We start from the raw sequence: 24809 nt of genomic DNA, 5'->3' as shown, positions 1-24809 counted from the left end.
TCATTCGATAGGCCACGCTGTGGGCCTGTTCGAGCTTGAAATACTATATTGACTACATGTGTAATCAATATACGCTGGGTCTCACTCTTGGAGGAGGTTCCAATTCTCAAGCATCTGAAAATCCTGCCGCTTGCCGCTCTTGCGACAGCTTGCACAAATAGCTCCGATAGTGACGGGGAAGCGGAGCAGGCTCGCCTTGCGGCCATCGCTTACAATCCAGCTCCGCGCATAGCTGTAGAGGGTGCACCACTCTCTTATGCTTCTCTTGAACAATATGCCAAGGAGCTTGGGATTCCGGCTGCTGGATATGCGCTTTTCAAGGATGGTGAGCTGATCCATCAGGAATTTGTAGGCGAAGATATTGGCCCTGATAGCCTGTTCCAGAGCGCGTCGCTTTCCAAGGCCGTGGCGGCTGCCACCATCGCCATTCTGGCTGAGCGCGAAGGCGTCAGCCTGGATGAAGACATTGCCCCATATATCACCAGCTTCGATCTGACGTCCGTGAAGGGTTACCAAGCGCCTGTCACGCTCCGCGAGCTCCTCTCTCACACGTCGCAAAGCGATGTCGGGGGCTTTGCCGGATACCCTCGCACCGACCCCATTCCATCGAATGTGGACGTCATTTTCGGCTCTGACGCAACAAACTCCAAGCCCGTCGAATTCACACAGGAAGAAGGCAAGTGGTATTATTCAGGGGGCGGCTATCAAATCGCCCAGGCCTTCGCGGAAGATGTTTCAAACAAGTCGTTTGGTGATTTGGCCAAAGATCTGGTTCTCGATCCTGTTGGCATGGAACGTAGTGCATTCATCATCGCGCTCGATCCACAAGCGGTCGCGCCGCTTTTCCCGGTTGAAGGATTTGAACGCAGCGGGGCAGTTGAAGGTGGTTGGCACAACTTCCCTGAACTTGCAGCAGCAGGGCTTTGGACCACCGCTGAAGACTACGGAAAGTTCATCGTGGCTGTTATGGAGGCTGCGGGTGGCGAAACAAACACCGGCCTTCCGACATCAGTTGCAAAAGATATGCTGACTGTTGTCGGCGATACGGGACGCTCGCGCGGGTATGGCTTGGGTCTCGGAATTCTGATGGCTGAAGACGGTACCGTTGAGTCCTTTGAGCACCATGGCAGCAACACTGGATATCGCGCCAGTTTCAGCGCTTTTCCAAAAGATCGCGCCGTTTCAGTCGTGATGACCAACCACCCCGATGGCATCCAGCTGGCGACAGAAAGCAATCGCGGCTTTGGCGCAAATCTGGGTTATGACGATCCTGTAGCTCGCACGGTCGTCCGGAAGGCCATGAGTGAAAAAGTCGCTCAATCATGCCTGGGCGAATTCTCCAACCAAGACGAGCCAGCGAGTACCATCAACTTGCTACAGCAAGACGGGAAAGCTGTGTTGCGCAACAAGGATGGAGACTATGGGCTGGTCCATCTTGGCGATGGTGAGTTTATCTACCCAAATCTGGGGATCACTGTGACCTGCGATCATTCGAAGATCCCATCACGCGTTTCGCTGCAAGGATCGACCTTCCTCAAGAATTAGAAATCAGAGTCGGTATACTCTTCGATTCCTCCTAAGCCCATGAAGCTTCGCAAGAGCTTTCAGGACAAGGTCAAGGCGTAGGCGCAGATGTAGTTGCTGGAGCGGCGCGCCACTCTGGACCGCTGATGGTGAGATCGCGCGCTTCAAGTTGATCAAGCACGCCACCTTCTTCTGCAAGTACCCTGAGCGGAACAACCGCTAGCGTTACGCCGGTCTCATTGGCAGCATCGGCGATCATGCCTGTCCATTGATCGCGAATTTCCTCGCCGATCTCTTCATCCGCCCAAGGCCAGCATTTACCCAGCGCGATTTCAAGCGGGTTCGCCATGACGGCGGGCACATCATATTTGCGCCACGCATTGCCCCGCTCGGCGATGATATCCTGCCCTGCCCGAGTGGCAGCCATCGCCGCTTCCAGGCATGGAATGTGGCTCTCAGGGTCAGCTTCAGCCAGATCGTCGAGCAAGTCTTCTCCGCGAAAGCGCTCTGGCCGCGAAATCGGCACATCTGCGCGGCCAGCGGCCTTGCGCACTATGTCTGTCGCGTCCTTTGTCGTATCGTCGTCAAAATCGAGCCGCCGCGCGAGCAGATCGAATGATGTCATGAGAAAGCTACGCCGATCATAATCAATGTCATACTCTGCTTCGAGAGCGGCGAGCTCTGCGCGTTGCTCAGATGAGAGGTAATCGGCAGCAACTGATTCTTTGGGCAGCTTAGTGATCCGCCCTCCGCGAAAGATCAGGCGAAACACATCGCCCGGCGAGAACTTGGGCCGCGCACGGATAATAACGCGGCTTGCCTCTTTGGTGGCCTCTTCAAGCCGGTCCGGCTGCCAAGGCGTCGACTTGGGCACAGCTGTGATTTCGCCGACCAGAATGACCGTCCCGCCAGCCGTGTCGATGGTCCACATCGGCGCGCCCGAGCGCTGTGCTGTGACGACAATCTCGCTCTGCGACGGAGCGTCCTGCGCCAATACAGTGCTCGCAAAAAGATAAGCGAAGCCGGCAGCGAGAATGTATTTGAAGGTTGGGGGCATGGCCATGCGGCTATCAGCCCATGGCTAGACGCCCGGTGAACAATGGCCGAGCAACGACAGCGAATTAGTCTCGCTCGAGCTCGACCAGCTCGTAACGGTTCATCATGTACCCGTCGATAGAACCGTAAACGAGCACCGAGTCGTTATCTGCCGTCACCCACATGTCGAAGTCCGGGTGGCGTTCCCCGCCCATGCCTTCGTCGCTGTCATCGACATAGCGATAGCGGCGGCATTGGAAGGTGCCTGCTTCAACTGTCTTTTCCTCTTCGCCGACATATTCCATGGTCATGAACACTTCCGCGATTTGCGGAGGTGTCGCGCCGCGATGGTCCGGTGATGGCAGGAAAAACCGCAATTTGCGGCGATGCGGACCTTTGGAGATGTCCATCAGCCGTGTGGTGAAGCCATCGCCCACTACCGGATGAGTGCCGAACGCATCAAACTCGCCCGCTTCGCGCGTTTCTGAATTACGCCCGATCGAAGGACCCTGGCTTTCGCATGTAATCTGGTTCGCTGACTGATCGTAAGCCATCCAGCCTGAGCCCAGGAACTCATCGCCGAGTGTTAGATGCACGAGCAGGTTCTGCGGCTTGCGGTCCGGTCCGATATGACAAACGATATTGCGGAGCACGGTGGGATCAGGCTCCTCGATCTCGCATTGCGCGCTCATAATGACAGAGCCATCGGCATGGTGGGTGAAATTGAACCACTCACGCCCGCGCTCCTGCCCTTCCATGCCGGGCTTCATCGACGAATAGCGGATCTTCCCGCGGACGTTTCTGTGCTGCATCAGATGATCCCCGCTTTGTCCAAACGCTCGATGACTTTCTCTTGCGCGCGCTTGAAGTAATCGCGTTCAGGGATCGCCGGTCTTCCATCTGCCATCATTCCGTCTGCGCGGTGGAAATTGTCCGCCGCCGCCGCATAGGCTTCCGCCCACAGCGCGGGTCTTTGCCGCGCGAGATAGTTGGTCATGGCAGGTGTCCGGCGAGCTTCGCGCAGACTGCCAAGGTCTATGTTCGCGAATGCGGTGAAGGTCTCGCCGTCGCCCGATTGCGCAATCACGCGGCCTTTATAGTCGACAACCTGGCTGTTGCCTTCAGCGCTGCTAAGCGGGAGGCCTGCGCCTGAAATCCCGGCAGTGTTGGCGCTCACGACATAAGCAAGGTTTTCGAACGCGCGGGCCTGCTTGGCGATATCCTTGTTGGTGGCGATTGGACTGCCGACTTCCGAAGAGGAATGGCAGAAAAGCTCCGCTCCGCGCAGCGCGAGCGCGCGGGCAATCTCAGGGTAGAGGATTTCTTCGCTCGCAATCGCTGCCAGATTGCCAATCTCCGTCTTAGCAACCGGAAACGCCGCTTCAAGCCCATACTTGTCGAGATACGTCTCCCACACATCGTGCGGGCTTGGGGCAAACATGGAAATCAGGCGGCGATAGCGCAGGACTGTGTCGCCATTCGGCGCAACCACGAAGCTCGTCTGGAAATAGAAGTCCGGGAAAGCATCGTCGGTCTCATAGGCATTGCCTGCGACAAACATGCCCAATTTGCTCGCGAGATTACCCAGCGCTTCGTATTCCGCGCCGCCCGGCGCAAATCCGACCTTGCGCGCGAAATCGGGGATGGAAATGCGCCCGGGATAAGACGTAAAGAGATATTCGGGCAGCACGGCCAGCTTCACTGGCTTTCCCGCATATTGCTGGACGAAGATCGCGCTGGTGCGGATCGGCGTTTCCAGCTCTGCAATGTGATCCTGGATCGCTTTGCGTGCACTCGCTTCATCCGGCAGCCGCTCCAGCGAGCGTGCGGTCAACTGCATGGCGATGGCGGAGTAAGTGGCAGTGTCAGTCACATCTTTGTCCTGTTGTACAGCAAGCGGCGCGGCCAGAGGAACCGACCCCACAACCGCTGCGGTCATGCCCGCTGCGATTGCGCGACGTCGGTCCGTCTCAAGCGCCATTCTTAAAGGCCTAGCGAGCCCGGGTTCATAAGTCCGCGCGGATCGACTTGGTGCTTCAATGCAGCAAGGATGTTCCATGCCTCTGGCTGATGGCTTTCCTTCAAGGGATAGGAGCGCGCGATCTGCAAATGGATTGCGCCCCTTGCATGGAAGATATCGATCACTTTTCGGCGTAGCTCCATAACCAGCGCATTGGCCTCGGGATTATCAGGCTGCTCTTGCAGTTTCGCCATATGGTCAGGCTCAACCGCGAGTTTGTGGAAAGGATTGTGTTCGCCTGGCCAGAAGAACACCGGCTCGATCAGGCAGCTGGTGCGGCTAGTCGCGGCGATAAGAGCGCCGGTTTCAACCTTCAGGCGGGCCATATCTTCGGCATGCTCATCCCAAAGCGCCTGCAAGCGATCCCAGCATTCCACGAGTTTGGAATGCGGCAGGAAGCCATGCACTGGAACCCAGCGCTCGCCATCTGGGCCAAGCATGGAATTGGGCGGAGGGAAAGGATTGGCACGCAGGATTTTAGGAATGGAATTCTCGATCACTTTCCCACCATTGCCGGTGACAATCGCTTCGATGGCTTTCATGTCAGCATCGACTGCGGCCTGGTGACGTCCCTCGGCGACACAGTGGAGGCTGAACGGCACATCATCGAGGAAAGAGCGCCCCGCCATCGCAACTTTCGCGCCTTCCTTCATGGCTTTGAGAACGCCGCCGGACTTCACTTGCTCTTTCATCATATTGCCTAGCTGTTGGGCATCCTTGAGCAGAGTGTCGCGCTTCATACGCTGTGCTTGCAGGAATGGATCAAAGGCGAAGCTTTCCGATGCCAGTTCTGCGCGAGCGATCTCGCTCATACTGGCGTAAAGCGCTTCATGAGTGTCAAAACTGAAAGAGCCATAGGCGAATGCCGTAGCTTCGCGGACGAGCTTTAGAGTCACGCGGGCCTTCACTCCAAGCGCGCCGCAATCAGCCGCAAACAAGCCTGTCAGGTCAGGGCCAAACGGGCGGAAGAATTCAGAGCCAGTAGACACAACTGTACCGTCAGCGAGCACAACATCCATACTCAGCGCGCTGTCGACTGCGGTGCCATTGCGCGCGCCCCAGAAGATGCCGTTCTGGCTCATCCCGCCGCCGATCGCCGCGCGGATGCCGGAGAGCGTACCCCATGCCAGCACCCGCAGTCCGCGCGGCTTCAATTCGCGATAGAGCTTGTCCCAGGTACAGCCTGCTTCGACCGTGACAGTCATGTCTGTCTCATTGATGTCGAGCACGGCGTTGAGTGCGCCTGTATCAATCAGCAGGAAGGGCCCGCCCTCATAGAGATAGCCGCTGGTATAGCTCATCCCGCCACCGCGCGGAACAATAGCAAGGCCTGCCTTGGTTGCAGCGCCAACCCCCGCGGCCAGTTCCTCAACGCTTGAAGGGCGAAAGACAGCCACTGGCTCGCTTCCGCGAGACAAAACGTCATGGCTGTAAAGCGCGAGATTGTCCGCGTCGGTCAGGAGCGCAGCTTCGTCTACAGCGGAACGGATCGGAGCTAGCGGGTTGTCAGTTGCGAGGGTTGCCATCAGGCGGCCTCCAGTTGGGTTTGAGTGGGGGTTGAAGGGGTGCCAGCTTCATCATCGCTTTCGGGGAAGCTGTCTGGATATCGTCCGAGGAACAGCAGCAAACCGCCGCCTATGATGAACCCAAAGATGGCGAGCTCGAGAATGGGATCGAAGCTGCCAGTACGGTCGAAAACCTGTGCGTAGATCACAGGTGATGCGGCTGAGAAAAAGCCGAACGGCATGTAAAGCATGCCGTAGATCTTGCCATAATGCGCCATGCCGAAATAGCGGCCGGTCAGATAGGCGATCAGATCGCTTTCCGCGCCTGCGGCAAAGCCGAGCAGGAAACCGGCAAGCGCTGCAAGCGGGAAAGTGATGCTGTCACCCAGCAATATCCACGCGGAGATTGCAGGAAGGCACAGCAGCGGGAATGCAACAAAGCCCTGCCAGAACCGGTCGAGCAGGAAGCCTGTTATCAGGCGGCCCGCGAAGATGCCGAAACCGAGAATGCCCATGACGGTCGCAGCAGACTGCGCATCGACATCGCGCAAGCGCAGCATTGTCGGCATGTTGATGAACGCACCGCCGAAGCTCACTGCGATCAGTGCAATGGAGAGCCAGATCAGCCAAAAGCGGTAATCCTTGAGGGCTGTGCCGAGCGTAACGCCTGTCAACCGCCCGCTGGCCCCTGCAATATCCGCAGGGCGCTCGTCCGCGTGCGGCTCACGAAACAGGAAGAAGGCAATGATAAGCGCAGCAGCCGGAAACAGCGCGATAATCGCAAACATGGCTCGCCAGCCATAAGTCTCGATTGCCCAAACGGCGACCTGAGGCACAATCATCGCAGCGATACTCGTGCCCATCAGCAGGATGCCGAGCGCCAGCCCCCGGTTCTTGAAGAACCACAGATTGATTGCGCGACTCCACGTGACAGGCGTCGAGCCAATGCCTACGAGCCCCACCATAATCCACAGACCGTAATAGATGTAGAGCGTTGAAGCCTCATCGCTGGTCGGGGTTAGGCTGATCGCGGCAAACGCAGCGCCAAACGCGAACAATGACCACAGCGCGACCGGGCGAACGCCAAAGCGATCGGCCATCCAGCCGAATACCGGCGCAAGAAGGCTCGCGATCACACCAAACAGGCTGATTGGCAAAAGAACCTGCGTCTGCGACCAGCCGAATTCAGCCTGCAAGGGCTCAGCTGTAAATCCGATTACGTTGTAAGGTATCGGACTTGCGCCGCACATGACGCCGAGAACACCAGCGAGCAGGACTTTCCAGCCCTTGGAAAACTCGCCGCGGTCGTCCGTCATGGAATTTGCAGTTGTGGTCACTCAGTTATTCCTTTTTGTGCGCTGGTCCCGCGCCATATCACATTGGGCAGTAAAGCGTCGTCCCAGGCATCCGGCCAGTCTCTCGCAGCTCGGACGATAACGAGGCCTTTATCGGGCAACACATAAGTCCGCTGACCGCCATGACCGTGAAAGACGATCACTTTTGGCGCAGCGAATGCTTCGCTTTGCCACGGGATGAGTGGAACGCCAGGCGGACGCTCGCCGCCAATCTGCTGATTGCCAGTCCACACCTGAAAGCCGTAACCCGCATAGCCAGGTGAGGGTTCCGCCATTTCAGCAAGCCATTCGCGCGAAATGATCTGGCGTGCACCGACCTTCTCAGCATCGACAAACACACCGCCGATCCGCACCCAGTCTATCGGGCGCGAGATCACACAGCAGCTCGACAAGACCATTCCGCCTTCACGGTCCAAAGGCATCTTTGCATCGGCAAGCCCTAGCGGCTGCCACAAGCGTTCGGACAGCAAGATCTCGTAGTCTTTGCCAGTCGCGCCTTCGAGCACCATGCCAACCAGCTGATTGACTTGATTGTTATAGTCGAAAGTCTCGCCGGAAGACCCACGCTGATTGAGCGTCAATAGTCGCTTTGTAAAATCGCTGCCAAGCGAATGGCGCACAATCGGATTATCGCGCGTGACTTGATAGCCATAGCCATCATCGCCTTGCTCAAGCCCGCTCGCCATCCAGAGCATATGGCGCAACGGGATTTGCCCGCGCGGATCGTCGGCCCATTCGCTGATATATTTGCCGATCGGATCGTTGACCGACGCGATCTCACCCCGCGCAATCGCAGTCCCTACGAGCATCGCCGTCAGCGTTTTCGACATGCTTTGCGGATTGAACAGCGTATCTCGGCCAGAGCCCTGCCAATAACGCTCGTGAACGACCTTGCCGTCTCTCGCGATAATCAGCGCAGTGGAATTCTGCGACTTGGCCCAAGCATCTGCCGACGCGATAGAAGTCGTCGCAATTCCGGCAGCTTGCGGCGTCGTCAGCGAATAAGGCTTGGGATCGCCAGCAACTTCTGCAATCGGATCATACCAATCCACCGGGATCGTGAGCGGCTGATATCCGCCTGCAGCCAGACTTTCCCAGCGACGCTCAAAATTCTCGTCCACTTGCTCTGCGCCATCCTGCGCCAGCGCAGGTGCGGAAAGCAACGCCGCGAGTGCAAGAACAAGCCGATCAAGGCGCATCATAAAACTCCGTGATCGCGCCATCGGGTGAACGGACTGCAAAGATGTCGACTGTCCCGATGCCTGGGATTGGCACGTTTTGCCCTTCATAGTCGATGGTAACTCCGCGTGTTTCCAGCATAGAGCGATAGCCCGCCAAATCAGCGACCGGATAGCGAACGGATAAAATCCCGAGATTGGGCGGAACTGCATGCTCAGACAGATCGCGACCTTCAAAGCCTTCGAACTGCATCACTTCGATGCGGCCTGTTTCACCTGGCAGCTTGGGCTGCACCACTGCAGCTCGACGGACCAGAGTGGTGGCCAGATTGGCAGGCACAGAGAAATTGTTGGAGCGCGGCTCCGGATCTGTAAACGGCGCATCGAACAAAACGTCGAGCCCAAGAGTGTCGTGGTAGAATGCCAGGCTGGCTGGCTGATCTTTCACCATTCGCATCGTATTGAAGGCTTGACTGAGACGGCCGATGGGAAATCCTGTGAAAGGTGGCGCCTCTCTTTCATACAATGCATAATTGACACCGTGAGGGCCGCGAATGACGACATTGACTAGGTCCGAACCGCCAAAACTGAATCGATAGGGCTCGCTTTCGGCCCACCACCCGCGTGCAATCGCGGCCTCGTAAAGCGCTTCGGTGTCCTCGCTTCTAAGCATGATCGAGAAAATACCGCCTGTATCCCACGGCCGCGCGGTGCGACGAATCGGTCGCTGCTTTTCTGCACCATCAAACCGGATGAAACGTATACAGCCGGTCTCTTCTTTGGCCGCACAGATGAGCCGGAATGCAGCGCCAACGCCTTCCGTTTGCTTCCAATATAGCAGCTCGCTCGCCTCAAGCTCGCCTTCGGCAATGATGCGCCAATCGCCGTCCTTTATCAGCCAGGAAGAACTTTCCTGAAGATCGGATACACTGACGATCGCTTCGCTCCACGGTGCGACGCCGAACTGGGCGGCATCTGCGTCCTCATCAGCCAAAGCAGTGGGGGCTGACACTGCGAACAGCATCAGCCCCACCATCACCCCGAAGACTTCGAGGCATTTGCGCATCAGAATTCGTACTTGGCGCGAACGGCCCATGTACGTGGCGGGTTGAGATAGCTGTAATTCGCCAAAGCAGATTCAACAGCCTCTTCATCGAAGCAGTTCTTGCACTCTGCCAGAATTGACCAGCCACTAACACTCGACAGCGTTATCGACGCATTAACAATCCAGCGATCATCACTGAAAGATCCGGTCGTTGGGACAACCGGGGTGCCAACTCCGAGTGTGTTGAACGGATAATCAGTGTCGGAAGCGCCGGTGACTTCGCCTTCGAAGATTGTGACTTGGCTAGTGCCCACTTCGCTTTCCGCGCGCCAGTTGGCGTTGATTGCAGGGGTTAGAGACAAGTCGCCAAAGACAAACTCGTAGCTACCGCCAAGTGCCACTGTCCATTCAGGCGTACGCACCGGTTCGGCAAGTTCGCCATTGGGTGCAACGATGCCGACGCCGCAGTCAGGCGCATTGTCCGGCCCAGCAGTATTCGGAAGCAATCCGTTAGCCAATTGAGCGCGGCAATCGGCAAGCTGAAGGCCAACGGACTTGATGCCGAACTCGTCGAAGTCGGGACTATCGTCATCAAGGCGATATTCATCGTCCTGATAGCCGATGGCGGCGAACAGGTTGAGGCCGTCAGTCGGGGCAGCGGTAAGCTCCACTTCCACGCCTTTGTTACGATAATCTGCAAAGTTGCGCGTAATGAAGGCAAGCGAACCATCGCCACGGACGAATGCTGACGGCGTTTGCAGACCGCCTACGTCCAGCCAGAAAGCAGTGACGTTGAATTGAAGCAAACGGTCGAACAACGTCGTTTTAGCACCAGCCTCATAGCTCCATGCTTTTTCTGGAGCGAACGGCAGCAACTCGCCTGCGGACGTGCCGCGCGCATTCCAGCCGCCTGACTTGAAGCCGCGCGTTGCGCTTGCAAACAGCAGGACGTCGTCAGTCACTGCATAATTGATCGCAAAACGCGGCGTCCAGATACCTACGCTTTGTTTCGTCGGGATTGCGACCGTATCAATGACTGGATTATCATCCACGTCGAGAACAACATCGCCATTCTCATCGCGTCGCAAAACCGGGGCAAACAGATTTGAGGTATCAAGACATGTCGCTTCGATCGTGCCGTCATTGCATGACGCACGATTGTCGCGAACGCCAAAGGTTTTCTCTTCGTCTGTGTAGCGAATACCAGCAGTGATCGTGAGCTGATCGGTAACGTTCAAGTCACCCTGAATATAGCCAGCCCAGGCTTCCGCAGTATTGTCGAGCGTGCGGTCTGCTAAAACAAACGGGAAGCCGTCAGGCGCAGGAGCGAACGGCAGCGTGAAGATGTCACCGAAGTCGGTCTTGTTGTCTTCGTAGAAGTAATAGACACCGGCCACGACATCGAGCAGTCCGTCGGCGATTGAGCCGTTGAACTTCACTTCCTGTGTGAACTGCGTGTGCTGTCCATCGTTGGCGATGGTAAAGCCGCCAAAAGTGTAACGCGATGGGATCGGATCAGCGAGCGGATCCGGGTTGGGCGCAAACACCGCCGGGAACGGGTTCGCAACGCTCGGAAGCCCGCGCCCATCGGCGAAATCCAAAGCAAACTTCTGGCTGATGTCGACAAAACCAGTGATGATGTTGACGGACCAGTCCGGGCTAATCTCAAATTCGAAGTTGGACGACACGAAGTCCATCGTGGCTTCGTTGCCGAGACCGAAATCATTCTTATCGCCCGTGAGGAGATCTCCGAACACAGAGCTCGTGAAATTGCTGTCAGAGCGGAGGCCGGTCGTGACGAAGCGGCCATCGCAATTGGTCGGATCAAGCGGATCGCAGTCGAAGTTCAGGATGTTGGCGCTGTCGGCGAAGGTATGGATGTAAGAACCCGTCCACCGTGCTGTATCAGATAACTCGCCGCGCAGGCCCAGGCGTACACCCCAGCCATCATTCTCGTTGGTCCGCTCGCCCGTGAAGGTGTTCTTCGCGTATCCGTCATCATTCTGCCAATAGCCGGAGATTTTGATTGCGAAGCTGTCAGCGAGAGGTAGGTCGACCGATGCACGAACCAGCTTTTGCTCGTATGAACCGTAGCCAAATTCCGCATATCCCGAAAAGTCGTCGCCTGGCTCGGACAGGAAGACATTAACCGCACCGCCGGTCGTGTTGCGGCCGAACAGAGTCCCTTGAGGGCCGCGAAGGACTTCAACGCGCTCGACATCGAACAATGAGAGGTTGTTTGCGTTCTGGCGCGAAAGATAGATGTCATCGACATATGTGCCGATTGGCGGATCGAAGGTCGCGATTGATTCCGTGTTACCAATGCCGCGCAAATAATAGGCGTTCGCCGTCCCAAGCCCTGTGTTGTTGAGGCCCACAAGGTTAGGCACGAATTGTGCAACTTCGAGCGCAGTACCAATGCCGCGCTGCTCCAGAGTCTCCTGATTGAACGCGCTGATAGCAATCGGCACATCCTGGACGCTTTCCTCGCGTCGCTGCGCGGTTACGATGATCGTGGTGACCCCGCTTTGCTCTTCTGCTTCTTGCGGATCAGTATCAGCGTCCTGCGCCAGAGCAGGAGTTGCCATGGTAGCCAAAGCCAACGCCGAAGACGTGCTAGCCAGAACCACCGGGTTCAACTTACGGAATTTCATGAAATTTTCCTTCCCTGGATAAGGTACGCTTTACAGCAGCCATGCCGGTTTGCCCGGTCAAAGCCGCACCTGTCCCTCCGTCCGCGGCGGATTTGTCCGGACAAAGGGTTGCTTGTCAAGCAAAACAGTGCAAGTTGCGCCGCGCTAAGCAACATTATGTCGCATGGTGAGGCGCTCGAGTAACACTGCTGCGGCAAAACTTCTCAAGGAGCGACCATGAGCTTCGCCGATCTCGCCTACCCGACGCTTGTATATATTCACTTGCTGCTATTCGTCTTATGGTTGGGTGCGGATGTCGGCGTGTTTCTGCTTGGTCAGCATTTCCGCAAACGCGAGACATACACGCTTGATCAGCGCATCGCCTTGCTCAAGCTTCTGGTCGAGGTGGACATGGTCCCACGCAGCGCTTGGGCGCTGATGGTTCCGCTTTCGCTGACGGTCGTCGATATGGGCAATTGGTGGGACGTGCCCATGGCGCTCTCGATTGCAGCATGGACTATTGGGCTCGCATGGCTTTGGCTGGTGTGGGATTCGCACAAGCATGACATGACGCCTCGTGCAGCGCGCAATCGCAAGATCGAAAGCGTGATCAGTTGGACAATTGGCGCATTCTATCTTGGTCTAGGAGGGCTCAGCCTCGCAACAGACGGACCGCTCATGCCCGACTGGCTCGCATGGAAAGCATTGCTGTTCGGAGCAATCTTTGTCGCTGCCATCATGATCGATGTCGCCTTTAAGCCGGTCGGCGCACAATTGGGCGCATTGCTTGAGAAAGGATCGAGCGACGAGACCGAGATTCCTCTGCGGCGGACAATGGACAAGACCCGGATCTGGGTCTGGATTGTCTATATTCTGTTGATGATCACAGCGTTTCTCGGGAATGTGAAGCCGGTTTTCTGAGCTCTCTGCGAGCACAAAAGGCGATCTGGATCACGTCGGATGGCGTTGCAATCATACCACTAAATCCGTTCACAATTGACGGCTTGTAGACGGATTTATCAAATTTGTCTGGACAAATTGTGCGCATGGCGAAACTATATGCAATGTAAGGCTTCGCGAATGGGATCGACGAAGCTGAAATGACAGGGAGACTCACTTATGATCCGCGCGACGCGTACGGCTCTTCTCGCCGCATCTGTTCTGGCCACCGGACTAACCCCCGCAATTGCCGTAGCTCAGGATGCCCCAGAGGAAGAAGCGACGAACGAAAACGTCATCATTGTTACGGCTCGTAAAAAAGAAGAGAGCATCCAGGATGTTCCGATCGCGGTCTCCGCGTTCACTTCGGAAGACTTATTTGAGCAAGGTATCGGCAATATCGATGACCTTTCCAAGCGGACACCTGGCTTCATCTTTGACACGCCGTTCGGTCGGCAGTTCGACCGTCCGATCATTCGCGGACAAGCCAACATCCTTGGCAGTTCAGGCGTTTCAGTCTTCATCGACAATGTGAACGTCACTCAGTCGATCCGCAGCCTGAACTTCGGCGATATCGAAACCATTGAGATCATCAAAGGCCCGCAGTCTGCGCTGTTCGGCCGTAACACCTACTCTGGTGCGATCAACATCACGACCCGCCAGCCGACCAATGATTTCGGCGGCGAGATCAGCCTGGAAGTGGGTGAAGACGACCTTTATGAAGTCCTTGCAAATGTGCGCGGCCCGCTGGTGGAAGACAAATTGTTCTTCTCCCTCGCTGCACGTTATTACGATTTCAAGAGCGAGTTTGATCGCCCGGGCAATCTCAATCCCAGCCTTGGCAATGAATCATCGATCAGCGTTGGCGGCACGCTTGAGTTCCGTCCAACCGATACTTGGACCAGCAAGCTTCGCGTAGCGTACAACAAGGATGATGACGGACATTTCCCGATTGGTCTTGCCGGCTTTGAGACGCTGAACGTCAATGTCCCGGGCGGAATTGACCTGGGCGGCGTCCAGCCATTCTTCCAAGGCATTGTTCGTGCGCAAGGCTCGAATCCGAGCGGCAGCGATCAATTGCCGAACATCATCGGCGAAGGTGGCGGCCTTGAGCGTGAAGAGCTGTTTTTCTCACTGAACAACGAATTCGAGTTAGGCGACTACACGCTGGTTTCCACGCTTGGTTATACACGCGAGCGGTTCCGCGATCTCATTGATAGCGACGGCCAACCAGGTTCATTTGGCACAGCTCGGATTTTCGGGCCATTCCCGCTCGGCCCAGGCGTCGTCGGCATCGGCTTGCTGCCATTTGACTTTACAACCAATGACAATGACACGCAGAACACTTACGTGGCAGAACTTCGTCTGGACTCTCCTCAGACGGAAGCTTTCCGCTGGAGGATCGGCGGTTATTACTTCCGCAATGAAGAGAAAGACGACACGCTGCGCGATGCGTTCACTTCAGAACGTGAAGCAGCCATTCTTGCATCCCGCGATGCCACGCTGGCACAGGTCGCGGCTGCTTCCGGTGCTTTTGTTGCAGTCAACTTGACTGATAGCGAATTCGTTGATCTTGGTCCGCCAGACATTGAGAGAAGCCTGATCGAGAACGTCTCGATCTTCGGTTCGGTAGCTTATGATCTGTCCGATCGTTTGACGGCCACCGCTGAACTACGCTGGGCTTCCGAAGATCAGCAACTGCGCGTGTTCGACATCGACACAGGCAATCTGATCTTCCTCAATGACGGCGTGACGCCGTTCAACGTGGAAGCGAACTTCAAGGCCACCACGCCGCGCTTCATCCTCGATTTTGAAGCAACGCCGGACAGTCTGCTTTACGCAAGCGCTGCAAAGGGCACTAAGCCGGGCGGATTTAACGGTGCACAAGGTTTCGAATTCGGCTTCGGCACGTTTGATGAAGAATCCGTATGGCAGTTTGAGATTGGTTCGAAGAACGCCTTCTTTGACAATCAGCTGATCTTCAACGCGGCTGGCTTCTTCTCGAAGCTGAAAGACTATCAGCTGACGGAGAACCTTGCTGCGCTGGGTGCAGCCTCTACCACCGGGTCTGTGACAGCGAACCTGGGCGATGTTGAGATCTTCGGGGTCGAGCTCGATACGGTCTGGTCGCCTGCATCTCTGCCGGGCCTGACACTGGGCGGCTCCTATGCATGGACGGACACTAACTTCACCTCAGGCAGTGAAGCCACGCAAGGCGCAGTGTTCGGAGACCCCGATCTGACCGGCCAGTCGCTGCCGCGTCAGGCACGCCATCAGGCCGCGTTCTTCGGCGATTATGAGGCTGACCTGAGCGGAGATTTCTCGACGATCTTCTCGATCAACGGGAATTATCTCTCAAGCCGCTTTGCGCAGGTCCAGAACCTTGCTGAAACGGGCAGCTCGTTTGAATTGGATGCGCGCATCACATTCAAATACGGCGACAATCTGAGCCTCGCTTTCTACGGGAAGAACCTGACCAATGAAGATGCACCGCTCGGTGTGCTGCGCTTCATTGATCCAACGGGCGGCAATGGAAGCCTCGTGGTTGGCGGGACCAACATTGCGAACGGCTTCAACCTGGCATCCGCAGGTCAGTCGCGCGGGTTCCAATACAACAATCGTCCGAGCCGGCGTTTCGGGGCCATTCTGCGGCTTCAATTCTAATCGTCCGGGATCACCCCATGCAAAGGCAGCGGAGCATCATCGCGATGTTTCGCTGCCTTTTGCTATCTGCGATCGGCGCGCTGTCGCTTGCGAATGCTCAATCTATCATGGCGCCGGACGAAGGCGCAATCCGCGGCTCGCTAGAGACGGTCCGGATGGCCGCATTGGAGAGTGAACCGGAAAAAGCCGGGCAGATATTCGCCAACGATCTCGTCCTCATCTCACAGTCAGGCAAGGTATACGGTCGGGAAGCTGCTCTGTTCGATCTCGGCAACGGCTTTGAAGCGTGGGACAATAGCGAGGTCGCTGTTCGGCTCAGCGAAGGCCGCGCTATTGTGACTTACATCAATGCGCGCACCCGCACCGGCATGAGCGAGGCTCGCTTTCGCGTCATGCAGGTCTGGGAAAAGCGCGAGGATGCAGGCTGGGTCATCATCGCGCAATCCAGCGTCCGGCTGAACTAGCAGCTCAAAACATTTGTAAAAAAGAAAGGCGAGCGCTTCGTTTTGAAGCACCCGCCTTGTCCTCCTGCGACTATCGTGTCGCTTGAATTGGTGACTTGCCGCTTAGTCTGAGTGACCCGCAGCGGGAGCGTCTTCACCTGCCGCTTCGCGTCGCTCATCTTCGAGCATCTTGAACTTTGTCCAGGTCGTCTCGTTTCTGCGCGTGTCATCTTTGGGCGGGGCATATTCGTAGATCGGGTAGTTTTCGCGGATTTCATCCTTAAGCACATCAGGCAATTCTTCAAATCCGCCGGGCAATTTGCGACCCATCGCATTGAAAATCATCAGGCCGGGCCGCGAGCCCATCTTCATCCATGGTGCCCATTGCGAAATCCGCACCCAGCTAATCATTGGATAGGCGGTCGGCTTGTCAGTGTCGTATAAGTCATCTTTTAGCGCTGCAAAATCAAAGATTTCCATCGCATGATACTGGTTGCCAACATAGTCCTGATAGGCCCCTGCAAGCGGATTCGTGTAAAACAGCGGCACTTCAAACGGAATGAACACATAAGGCCCTGCCTCACGCAGCGTGCTCATCCGCATCGGCGAACCGTCTGCATTGTACGCGAAGTTGGGGCGACCGTTCACGGGATCATTATGGATCTGCATGACCTGATTGGTCTCGCCCGTGTAGGGGTTCACCCATTCATCGACGACTTCACCCGTTTCCGGATCGAGCATCAGCATGATCTCGCGGCTGATCAAGCGCCAGCCCTTCCCGCGCTCCGGATCATCAACCTCGACGCAGCGGCGGATGTTCATGCCTTCGCCCTTGAAAAGCAGCTTGTCGCGGATGCCAGGCGAGCGGCCATAGATATTGCCTGACCAGTGATAGACAGCAGGCTCGTCAGCCGAGACGCCGCATTGCAAGCGCTTGGAGATCTCCAGCGCATCTTCCGGCACATTGGGATCAAGCGTGCGAGCCGCAGCAGGAGTGGCCGCTATCGTACCTGCGGTGACCAGCGCAGCTACGCCAGCAAGCAAAGATTTAAAACGCATAGATCGGTTCCTCTTCCTGTGGATTGGCTTGACTGTAAATTTGTCCGGACATTTTGTGAAGGGTCAATTGCTGCCTTCACCGATGCGCTCGATCTGCTGCAGGTAAAGCCGGCGGGTCAGCGGCATCAGAATGAGCGGCAGGATCGCAAACAGGACCGGCACGACGGCCACGGCATAACGGATATTCTCTTCGCCGAAGACATTGCTGGAGAAATATCCCGTCGCGATCGGGCCGAGCGAGCCGAACCAGCTGATCCCGAGATAATAAAGCGCGATCACTTGCCCGCGGATTTGCGCAGGAGTGATACCGAGCAGCGCGGTTACTCCGATGGCCGAGACAATTCCGATGCCGACAGTGTTGATGCACAGAACCGCAAAGGCGAGCTCTGGCGTTGGCATGAAGTATGGCAGCACGCCTGACGGCACCATGATGAAGAAGCCGATATAGAGGATCTTCAGCGGCGCATCCTTGATCCCCTTGGCAGAGAGCCTATCCGACAGGCTGCCGAAAATCATCATGTTGATAGGGCCAATAATCAGCAGAGCGACCCCATTGATGAGCGCGTATTTCTGCGGGCTCCAGCCCCAGGTGCGCTCAAACGTCGATGGCAGCAGACCCTGACTGTATGCAATGGCAGTCATGCAGCACACAATCAGGATGACGCCTGCATAAAGCGCGAAATTCTTGAAGATGTATTTGAGCGCATCGGTAAACCCGCTGCCCCCAACGACATCTTCTGAAACACGCGCAGGCCGACGCGCAGGCTCTTTCATGAAGAGGAAGAACAACGCGAGCAGCAGGCCTGGCAAGCCGACGACGATCAGCGTGAAGCGCCATGGCGAAAGCTCGCCGAATAGCGGGAGGCTCTGCGACCCGCCTGACGCAGCCCAAGCGATGATCCCGGCGCTGACGAGCGAAGCCACACCAGCGCCAATCGGCAGCGCGCTGGAATAAAACGCGATCGGCTTGCCCCGCTTTTCCGGCGGGAAGCTGTCGCCGATCATGGAGAATGTCGCTGGCGAGAGCGTTGCCTCACCAACCCCTACGCCCATGCGCGCCGCGAACAATTGCACGAAGTTCTTAGCCATGCCTGTCGCGACCGTCGCAGCGGACCATAAGGCAATGCCGACGGACACGATCCACATGCGCTTGCCGCGGTCGATCAACCAACCCATGAAAATGCCGACAAAACCATAAACAATGGTGAAAGCGCTCAACAAATAGCCAATCTGAATGTCGGAAAGGTCGAACTCTTCCTTGATCGGTTCAACCAGCAGCCCGAGGATGTAGCGGTCAACAAAGCTGAAGATGTAGGCAATGGTCAGCATGACCACGAGGAACCAGCCAGCAGTAGCCGACGGATAAGGCTTGGCTGCGCTTGCAGCGGCTTCGACCTCAGCGGGTGCGGCGGCTTCAGCAGGCATCAGTCAGCATCCGGAATGATGTAGATGACGACCAAGTTGTCGTCGAAATCGACGATCCCGATCTCGCGACCGATACGGCCATCATGTGTTTCCAAGCGGCCTTCTTCATAAACTTTCAGGCCAAGTGCACGGCTTTCCGCCATTACTTTGTCCGGGTCTTGCGTTTCCAGCACGATCGCGCCTCTGCGCGGATGAGGAACGGGCTGCATGTCGATGGCCTTGATCTCAGAAAGCGCCATCACACGCGGCTGGCCTGGGAGTGACAGGATAGCAAAGCCAAGTTCTGCGCCATCGGGTATCTCGAACACCGGAACGGAATAACTGTCTGGATTGTGCCCTTTGCGATAGGCCACTTCAAAGCCCAGCACGCCCTCGTAGAAAGTGAGCGCGCGATCCAGATCGCTGACTACAAAATTCGCCCGCTGGAAGCGCACCGCCGGTTTCTCACTCACACCCATTCCTCCGGTTCGCCCCTCACAGAGCAGCATTGCACGCCGACATTGCGGCCATAATAGAGATTGGCGAGCGCCCTTGGCATCGCGCCAAAGCCCTGCTCGATATCCTGCACTGGCTTCAACTTCCCGTCCGCGATCCAGCCGGACATCTCGCCCATGACACGGTCCCAATCGCTCAAATGATTGTAAACAAAGAAGCCCCGCATGACGCTGTCTGTGGCCCGCAGCCTCGTGTAATTGGAAAGCTTGAACGGCTCCTCGCGGGTGTACTCGCTGATCGAGCCGCATAAGACAATGCGGGCATGCATGCGCAGCCGCTCGAGACAGGCTTCCAGCGTTTCGCCTCCCACATTGTCAAAATAGAGATCGATGCCTTCAGGACGCAACTGATCGAGCATCGCCTCGATATCGTCTGCCTTGTAGTCAATCGATGCGCGGCACCCATGCTCGCGGATGAAGGCGCATTTCTCCGGGCCTCCGGCGATGCCGACGACATCGCAGCCGACGACATTCGCGGCCATCTGGCTGACCATGGAGCCGACCCCGCCTGCCGCACCGGACAAGACCATGCGATCACCCTCTTTGGGAGAGCCACAAGCGAACAAGCCCGCATGCGCGCTCAGTCCCGTCATACCGAGGACACCTGCACCCAAAGCTGCATCCAGGCCATTGTTTGGCATGCGGAAGAACTTTTCCTGTGCTGTCATCTTGCTGACTTTGTAGGTCTGCCAGCCCATCTGGCCCTGAACGATCTCGCCTTCGCGCCAATCGGGGTGACGGCTCTTCACAATTTGAGCAACACCGCGCCCATGGATCACATCACCAATGCCGAGCGACACATCGCCTGTGCGCGCTGTTGCTTGCATATAAAACCGCATCACCGGGGCGAGCCCCAGGTAATGTGTCTTCAAAAGCACTTCGCCTTCGCGCGGCTCTGGGATCTCTGTAACGCCGAACTCGAAGTCTTCCGGTCTCACATTGCCAACCGGCCTGCGAGCGATACGCCATTGATAGTTCGCATCATCATCAATGCGCTTGGCTGCCAATGCGTCAAACGCTGCGAGTTCTTCCGCAGCGCCCATCAGCCGTGGACCTGCACCACCTGATTCACTTCATAGAAATAGCCGTCCAGATCCCAGAAGCTTGCGCCGACCATATCCTTTTGCTTGCCGTCCGCCCCGGTGACCGTCCAATCGCGCGGCTCGCTATGGATGCGCGATCCGGCAGCACGCGCCCGTTCAACCGTGGCGCGGGTGTCTTCGGCTGCAACAACGAATATGGGCGCGCCAAAGCTTAGTTCTGTCGGTAGCTCGGCGGGTGCATCTTCCCGCTCCGGATCAACCCATTGCAGCAGGCCGATCATGCCGATGGTCTCATGTTCGGCCTTCATAATTACAAGGCGAGTCTTGTCACCTTTATTGCCTGCGGCCAGCTGGGTTCCTGAAAGCGTGAATGGCGTATCCATCCAGCGGCTCATCCCAAGCACATCCTCATACCATTGCGCTGCTTTCTCCGCATCGCGAACCATGAGAGTTGTGCGCTTGATGATGTCAGTCATAGCTGGAAAGATTCCCCCTCAAATGCGTTTATATCCCGATTTGCGCTTGACTTTAGATTTGTCCGGACAAATTGTAAAACGAGAATTCAAGCGGCGCGAAAGCCAGCCGCAGGAAAGGTGCTTTGCTTAATGTTTGCAGCTTCAAGCCTGCTATTTGTGCCGGGATCGCGTCCGGACCGCTTTGCCAAGGCAGGCGCGGCGAGCGCTGGCCTTGTCGTGATCGATCTGGAAGATGCAGTCGGGCCAACAGACAAGGAATCCGCTCGTGAAGCGGCACTCAAGCAAGTGCGCGAAGCAAGCGAAGGTTTTGCGATCCGGATCAATGCCTTGACCACGCCAGAAGGTATTCGTGACCTGGCCGCGCTTACGCAAAGCGATGTTTTACCTGCGACACTGATGGTGCCCATGGTGGAAAGCGCGGTGGAGCTGGACATTATCGCAAGCGCCTTTGGGGAGCGCTGCCCTGCCCTTATCCCCCTCATTGAAACGCCCAAAGGACTGCGCAACGCACTTGCGATCGCGAGCCACGCCAAAGTCTCTGCCCTGATGTTTGGAGGCGCGGATTTCTCTGGCGAGCTGCAAGTCGCTGTGTCTTGGGAGCCCTTGCTTGCAGCCCGCCAGCAATTGGTATTGGCTTGCGCTGAAGCGCGCACGCCGCTGATAGATGTACCTTACATTCATCTGGATGACGAAGACGGCTTGCGCCGCGAATGCGAAGCGGCTCGCGCTATCGGCATCACGGCCAAGTCTGCAATCCACCCCAAGCAAGTGCCGATCATCGAAGATGTATTTGCGCCTACTGCCGAGCAGGTCGCAGAAGCTCAAGAGGCGCTCAAGGTTTACGAGGAAACCGGCGGCAAGGCCGTGCGCCACAAAGGCCGCATGCTGGAAGCGCCGATGATAAAGACATACCGCGCAATCCTCGCGCGACATAAAGGACAAGCGTAATGCGTGATGGAGTCATCGAAGTCGCCCCCGGGCGCTTTCGCGAAGTGCAAGGTCGCTATTTCGACGATTTCGTCGTCGGCCATATTTACGAGCATCGTCCCGGTCGCACGATTACTGACGCTGACAATGTCTGGTTCACGCTGCTTACTATGAACACGCATCCTGCACATTTCGACTATGAACTCTCCAAAGATACCGAATTCGGGAAGCCGCTGGTCGTCAGCCCGTTCACCATCGCAATCATGACCGGCATGAGCGTCTCAGACACGAGCGGCAAAGCGATCGCCAATCTGGGCTGGGACGAAGTGCGCATGACGCATCCACTGTTCGTTGGCGACACAGTCTATTGCGAAAGCGAAGTGCTGGAGAAACGCGAGAGCAAGAGCCGGCCGGAACAAGGCATTGTGACTTTCAAAACGACGGCCAAGAACCAGCACAGTGATGTGGTCGCGCACTACAAACGCACGGTGCTCGTGTGGAAGCGCGGCTTCGGCAATCTCGACGATTAAGACGACAAAGACCTGAATACCTCAAAGGACAGATATCATGGCAACCGCAGTACAGCTCGACGACGCGATCCGGTCAATCGATCCGGACGAAGAACGCGCATTCATGGACGCGATCGACCGTTGGCTGGAACGCGAAGTTATCCCTGTCATCAAAGAGCATGACCACGGCGATATCTGGCCGGAAAAGCTGGTCGAGCAAATGGCGGAAATGGGCCTATTCGGCGCCACGATCAGTCAGGAATATGGCGGGCTTGGTCTGCCTGCCACAACTTATGCCAAGATCGTGATGAAGATCTCCAGCCACTGGATGGCGATCACAGGTATCTTTAATTCGCATTTGATCATGGCGGCCGCGGTTGAGCGTTTCGGCACCCCCGAGCAGAAAGCCAAATGGCTTCCGAAATTCGCGACCGGAGAGATTCGCGGCGGTCTGGCTTTGACTGAGCCCAATGCCGGAACGGACCTTCAAGCGATCCGCACAGTGGCGAAGCGTGATGGCGACGACTATGTGCTCAACGGCACTAAGACCTGGATTTCCAACGCATTGAATGGCCAGTGCTTTGCGCTTCTTGCCAAGACTGATCCTGATGCAGACCCGCGCTACAAAGGCATGAGTCTGTTCATTGCCGACAAGCGCGACGGGCTGACCACCGGCAAGAAATTCGACAAGCTTGGCTACAAATCAATCGATAGTGCTGAACTCATCATGGAAGACTATCGCATACCGGCTGATCAACTCATCGGCGGTGTTGAAGGGCAAGGCTTTTTCCAGGCAACCGGCGGGCTTGAGCTTGGCCGGATCAACGTCGCAGCTCGCGGCGTAGGCCTTGCTGAAGGGTCACTGCGCCACGCCACCGAATACGCGCAGCAGCGCGAGACCATGGGCAAGCCCATAGCGCATCATCAGGCGATCCAACTCAAGCTCGGTGAAATGGCGACCCGCGCACGCGCTGCCCGGCTGCTGACGCTCGACGCCTCCGAAGCCTATGACAAAGGCGAGCGCTGCGACATGGAAGCGGGCATGGCGAAGTATTTCGCGTCAGAAGCAGCGGTTGAAAACAGCCAGGAAGCAATGCGCATCTATGGCGGCTATTCCTACTCCAAGGAATATGACATCGAACGCTATTACCGCGACAGTCTGTTGATGTGTATTGGCGAAGGCACCAATGAAATGCAGCGCATCATCATTGCGAAGCAGCATTTGAAAGCAAACCCGATCTGATCATTCGCTTTCGCATGCAAGAACAACAAGCCGCGCGAAAAGCGGAACAGTCTGGGAAGGGAGCTGAAGATGCATCTGCCGCTTAAAGGCATCAGAGTCATCAGCGCCGAGCAATACGGTGCAGGCCCCTATGGCACGATGTTCCTCGCGCAAATGGGCGCGGAGGTCATCAAGATCGAGCCGCCTGGTAAAGTCGGTCCTGACGGCGAGCGGCGAGGCGGCGGCGACACCGCAAGGCTCGTCGGTCCGCATTACCTTCGCAAAGGTGAAAGCACTTATTTTCAGGCTTTCAATCTTAACAAGCGCTCACTCACGCTCGATTTGAACAGCGATGAAGGGCAGGAAATCCTGCACAAACTTGTCGCGACCTGCGATGTTGTGGCGAACAATCTCCGCGGTGATCTGCCAGAGCGTCTGGGCCTCACTTACGATGCGCTTGAGAGCATTAACCCTGCGATCGTTTGTGCGCATCTCTCTGCCTATGGGCGCGACAATGAACGCGCCAAATGGCCCGGCTATGACTATTTGATGCAGGCCGAGGCGGGCTATTGCCAGATGACAGGCGAGCCAGGCGGAGATCCGCAGCGCATGGGCCTCTCCATGGTCGATTTTATGACCGGCACAATCTTCTGCATCGGGCTGCTCGGCGCATTGGTCGATGCACGATCCAGCGGCAAAGGCCGCGATGTAGATACCGACCTGCTCAGCGCAGCGATCCATCAGACAAGCTATCCCGCGATCTGGTACATGAATGACGGCGACGAAACGCAGCGAACACCGCGTTCCGCGCACCCGCAAGCAACGCCGAGCCAGATGTTCAAAGCCAAGGATGGCTGGATGTTTGTGATGTGCCAGCTGCCCAAGTTCTGGGACATTCTGGTCGAACGGCTTGAGCGGCCGGACCTACGCGATGATCTGCGCTTTGCCGACAATCCTTCGCGGCTCGCCAATCGCGATGCTCTAACCGAACTTCTCGACGCGCATTTCAGCGAGCACACCATGGCGCATTGGCAAGAGCTGCTGGCTGGCCACGTGCCTGTCGCGCCGGTCTATGAACTGGGCGATGCGCTCGACAATCCCTGGCTTAAGACCATCGGGATGCGGGACGAAGTCCAGCATCCGGACAAGGATGACCTGCAAATCCTTGCAAGCCCGATCAAGTTTGATGGGCAGCGAGTGCCCAACCGTGCAGCGCCATTGCTGGGCGCGGACAGCGAGGATGTGCTGGCCGAGCTCGGCTATGACCAAGACGCAGTTGCGAAGCTGCGAGCGAATGGAACGATCTGAGCATC

General features: G+C 56.8%; 21 protein-coding genes. 8 read left to right on the top strand and 13 right to left on the bottom strand.

Going from position 1 to position 24809, the window contains the following annotated elements; genetic code table 11:
* Positions 1-87 precede the first annotated feature (87 nt).
* A complete protein-coding gene (locus HUO12_RS12200) occupies positions 88-1545 on the top strand; it encodes a serine hydrolase domain-containing protein (RefSeq protein WP_176273855.1) in 1458 nt (485 codons plus the stop codon).
* A gap of 70 nt (positions 1546-1615) precedes the next feature.
* On the opposite strand, the gene HUO12_RS12195 is transcribed toward HUO12_RS12200, so the two are convergent.
* The 8 genes from HUO12_RS12195 to HUO12_RS12160 are packed head-to-tail and all read right to left on the bottom strand — an operon-like array spanning position 1616 to position 12316.
* Entirely contained in the window at positions 1616-2587 is a 972-nt protein-coding gene (locus tag HUO12_RS12195; RefSeq protein WP_232367391.1) for a TraB/GumN family protein, read from the bottom strand.
* Positions 2588-2645: 58 nt separating this feature from the next.
* Positions 2646-3371, bottom strand: coding sequence for a DUF3108 domain-containing protein (locus HUO12_RS12190; RefSeq protein WP_176273854.1), 726 nt, complete (start codon positions 3369-3371; stop codon positions 2646-2648).
* Positions 3371-4498 (bottom strand): nitrilase-related carbon-nitrogen hydrolase, encoded by a 1128-nt coding sequence (locus tag HUO12_RS12185; RefSeq protein WP_176273853.1) that lies wholly within the window; start codon positions 4496-4498, stop codon positions 3371-3373. The genes HUO12_RS12190 and HUO12_RS12185 overlap by 1 nt, the downstream gene beginning before the upstream one ends.
* Positions 4499-4542: 44 nt before the next feature.
* A complete protein-coding gene (locus tag HUO12_RS12180) occupies positions 4543-6105 on the bottom strand; it encodes an FAD-binding oxidoreductase (RefSeq protein ID WP_176273852.1) in 1563 nt (520 codons plus the stop codon).
* Positions 6105-7421 carry an MFS transporter gene (locus HUO12_RS12175; RefSeq protein ID WP_332310413.1) on the bottom strand — a complete coding sequence of 439 codons (1317 nt, stop codon included), beginning with the start codon at positions 7419-7421 and terminating at the stop codon, positions 6105-6107. Before HUO12_RS12175 ends, HUO12_RS12180 begins: the two co-directional genes overlap by 1 nt.
* Positions 7418-8641: a serine hydrolase domain-containing protein gene (locus tag HUO12_RS12170; RefSeq protein WP_176273851.1), complete on the bottom strand. Its 1224-nt coding sequence runs from the start codon at positions 8639-8641 to the stop codon at positions 7418-7420. Before HUO12_RS12170 ends, HUO12_RS12175 begins: the two co-directional genes overlap by 4 nt.
* Positions 8628-9713: a VOC family protein gene (locus HUO12_RS12165; RefSeq protein WP_176273850.1), complete on the bottom strand. Its 1086-nt coding sequence runs from the start codon at positions 9711-9713 to the stop codon at positions 8628-8630. The genes HUO12_RS12170 and HUO12_RS12165 overlap by 14 nt, the downstream gene beginning before the upstream one ends.
* Entirely contained in the window at positions 9683-12316 is a 2634-nt protein-coding gene (locus tag HUO12_RS12160; protein ID WP_232367390.1) for a TonB-dependent receptor, read from the bottom strand. Before HUO12_RS12160 ends, HUO12_RS12165 begins: the two co-directional genes overlap by 31 nt.
* Positions 12317-12532: 216 nt before the next feature.
* On the opposite strand from HUO12_RS12160, the gene HUO12_RS12155 reads away from it, so the two are divergent.
* From HUO12_RS12155 to HUO12_RS12145, 3 genes are all read left to right on the top strand, one after another.
* Positions 12533-13216, top strand: coding sequence for a hypothetical protein (locus HUO12_RS12155; RefSeq protein WP_176273849.1), 684 nt, complete (start codon positions 12533-12535; stop codon positions 13214-13216).
* 198 nt (positions 13217-13414) lie between these two features.
* The gene (locus tag HUO12_RS12150; protein ID WP_176273848.1) at positions 13415-15898 is read left to right on the top strand and encodes a TonB-dependent receptor; all 2484 of its coding nucleotides are present in this window, start codon (positions 13415-13417) and stop codon (positions 15896-15898) included.
* Positions 15899-16005: 107 nt separating this feature from the next.
* Positions 16006-16362: a nuclear transport factor 2 family protein gene (locus HUO12_RS12145; RefSeq protein ID WP_176273847.1), complete on the top strand. Its 357-nt coding sequence runs from the start codon at positions 16006-16008 to the stop codon at positions 16360-16362.
* Positions 16363-16464: 102 nt separating this feature from the next.
* Here HUO12_RS12145 and HUO12_RS12140 read toward each other — a convergent pair whose 3' ends face one another.
* From HUO12_RS12140 to HUO12_RS12120, 5 genes are all read right to left on the bottom strand, one after another.
* Positions 16465-17400 carry a DUF1838 family protein gene (locus tag HUO12_RS12140; protein ID WP_176273846.1) on the bottom strand — a complete coding sequence of 312 codons (936 nt, stop codon included), beginning with the start codon at positions 17398-17400 and terminating at the stop codon, positions 16465-16467.
* Positions 17401-17463: 63 nt separating this feature from the next.
* Positions 17464-18825: an MFS transporter gene (locus HUO12_RS12135; protein ID WP_176273845.1), complete on the bottom strand. Its 1362-nt coding sequence runs from the start codon at positions 18823-18825 to the stop codon at positions 17464-17466.
* Complete coding sequence (locus HUO12_RS12130) at positions 18825-19277, bottom strand: VOC family protein (RefSeq protein WP_176273844.1); 453 nt, start codon at positions 19275-19277, stop codon at positions 18825-18827. The genes HUO12_RS12135 and HUO12_RS12130 overlap by 1 nt, the downstream gene beginning before the upstream one ends.
* Positions 19274-20362, bottom strand: coding sequence for an NADP-dependent oxidoreductase (locus HUO12_RS12125; RefSeq protein WP_176273843.1), 1089 nt, complete (start codon positions 20360-20362; stop codon positions 19274-19276). Before HUO12_RS12125 ends, HUO12_RS12130 begins: the two co-directional genes overlap by 4 nt.
* The gene (locus HUO12_RS12120; protein ID WP_176273842.1) at positions 20362-20838 is read right to left on the bottom strand and encodes a VOC family protein; all 477 of its coding nucleotides are present in this window, start codon (positions 20836-20838) and stop codon (positions 20362-20364) included. The genes HUO12_RS12125 and HUO12_RS12120 overlap by 1 nt, the downstream gene beginning before the upstream one ends.
* A gap of 129 nt (positions 20839-20967) precedes the next feature.
* Between HUO12_RS12120 and HUO12_RS12115 the strand changes: the two genes are divergently transcribed.
* The 4 genes from HUO12_RS12115 (at position 20968) to HUO12_RS12100 (ending at position 24804) form a co-directional block, all read left to right on the top strand.
* Entirely contained in the window at positions 20968-21786 is an 819-nt protein-coding gene (locus HUO12_RS12115) for an HpcH/HpaI aldolase/citrate lyase family protein (protein ID WP_176273841.1), read from the top strand.
* The gene (locus HUO12_RS12110; protein ID WP_176273840.1) at positions 21786-22295 is read left to right on the top strand and encodes a MaoC family dehydratase; all 510 of its coding nucleotides are present in this window, start codon (positions 21786-21788) and stop codon (positions 22293-22295) included. The genes HUO12_RS12115 and HUO12_RS12110 overlap by 1 nt, the downstream gene beginning before the upstream one ends.
* A gap of 37 nt (positions 22296-22332) precedes the next feature.
* The gene (locus HUO12_RS12105; RefSeq protein WP_176273839.1) at positions 22333-23517 is read left to right on the top strand and encodes an acyl-CoA dehydrogenase family protein; all 1185 of its coding nucleotides are present in this window, start codon (positions 22333-22335) and stop codon (positions 23515-23517) included.
* Positions 23518-23586: 69 nt separating this feature from the next.
* The gene (locus HUO12_RS12100; RefSeq protein WP_176273838.1) at positions 23587-24804 is read left to right on the top strand and encodes a CaiB/BaiF CoA transferase family protein; all 1218 of its coding nucleotides are present in this window, start codon (positions 23587-23589) and stop codon (positions 24802-24804) included.
* The last annotated feature ends 5 nt before the right edge of the window (positions 24805-24809 follow it).

Source organism: Altererythrobacter lutimaris, from assembly GCF_013371495.1.
Lineage (GTDB): Bacteria > Pseudomonadota > Alphaproteobacteria > Sphingomonadales > Sphingomonadaceae > Erythrobacter > Erythrobacter lutimaris_A.
This window is presented reverse-complemented; position numbering and strand designations above follow the sequence as displayed.

What these genes read in the sequence shown, in the direction of transcription:
- HUO12_RS12195 (WP_232367391.1), bottom strand. Translation starts at nt 2,587, where the DNA reads ATGGCCATGCCCCCAACCTTCAAATACATTCTCGCTGCCGGCTTCGCT.
- HUO12_RS12190 (WP_176273854.1), bottom strand. Translation starts at nt 3,371, where the DNA reads ATGCAGCACAGAAACGTCCGCGGGAAGATCCGCTATTCGTCGATGAAG.
- HUO12_RS12185 (WP_176273853.1), bottom strand. Translation starts at nt 4,498, where the DNA reads ATGACCGCAGCGGTTGTGGGGTCGGTTCCTCTGGCCGCGCCGCTTGCT.
- HUO12_RS12180 (WP_176273852.1), bottom strand. Translation starts at nt 6,105, where the DNA reads ATGGCAACCCTCGCAACTGACAACCCGCTAGCTCCGATCCGTTCCGCT.
- HUO12_RS12170 (WP_176273851.1), bottom strand. Translation starts at nt 8,641, where the DNA reads ATGATGCGCCTTGATCGGCTTGTTCTTGCACTCGCGGCGTTGCTTTCC.
- HUO12_RS12165 (WP_176273850.1), bottom strand. Translation starts at nt 9,713, where the DNA reads ATGGGCCGTTCGCGCCAAGTACGAATTCTGATGCGCAAATGCCTCGAA.
- HUO12_RS12160 (WP_232367390.1), bottom strand. Translation starts at nt 12,316, where the DNA reads ATGAAATTCCGTAAGTTGAACCCGGTGGTTCTGGCTAGCACGTCTTCG.
- HUO12_RS12155 (WP_176273849.1), top strand. Translation starts at nt 12,533, where the DNA reads ATGAGCTTCGCCGATCTCGCCTACCCGACGCTTGTATATATTCACTTG.
- HUO12_RS12150 (WP_176273848.1), top strand. Translation starts at nt 13,415, where the DNA reads ATGATCCGCGCGACGCGTACGGCTCTTCTCGCCGCATCTGTTCTGGCC.
- HUO12_RS12145 (WP_176273847.1), top strand. Translation starts at nt 16,006, where the DNA reads ATGGCGCCGGACGAAGGCGCAATCCGCGGCTCGCTAGAGACGGTCCGG.
- HUO12_RS12140 (WP_176273846.1), bottom strand. Translation starts at nt 17,400, where the DNA reads ATGCGTTTTAAATCTTTGCTTGCTGGCGTAGCTGCGCTGGTCACCGCA.
- HUO12_RS12135 (WP_176273845.1), bottom strand. Translation starts at nt 18,825, where the DNA reads ATGCCTGCTGAAGCCGCCGCACCCGCTGAGGTCGAAGCCGCTGCAAGC.
- HUO12_RS12125 (WP_176273843.1), bottom strand. Translation starts at nt 20,362, where the DNA reads ATGGGCGCTGCGGAAGAACTCGCAGCGTTTGACGCATTGGCAGCCAAG.
- HUO12_RS12120 (WP_176273842.1), bottom strand. Translation starts at nt 20,838, where the DNA reads ATGACTGACATCATCAAGCGCACAACTCTCATGGTTCGCGATGCGGAG.
- HUO12_RS12115 (WP_176273841.1), top strand. Translation starts at nt 20,968, where the DNA reads ATGTTTGCAGCTTCAAGCCTGCTATTTGTGCCGGGATCGCGTCCGGAC.
- HUO12_RS12110 (WP_176273840.1), top strand. Translation starts at nt 21,786, where the DNA reads ATGCGTGATGGAGTCATCGAAGTCGCCCCCGGGCGCTTTCGCGAAGTG.
- HUO12_RS12105 (WP_176273839.1), top strand. Translation starts at nt 22,333, where the DNA reads ATGGCAACCGCAGTACAGCTCGACGACGCGATCCGGTCAATCGATCCG.
- HUO12_RS12100 (WP_176273838.1), top strand. Translation starts at nt 23,587, where the DNA reads ATGCATCTGCCGCTTAAAGGCATCAGAGTCATCAGCGCCGAGCAATAC.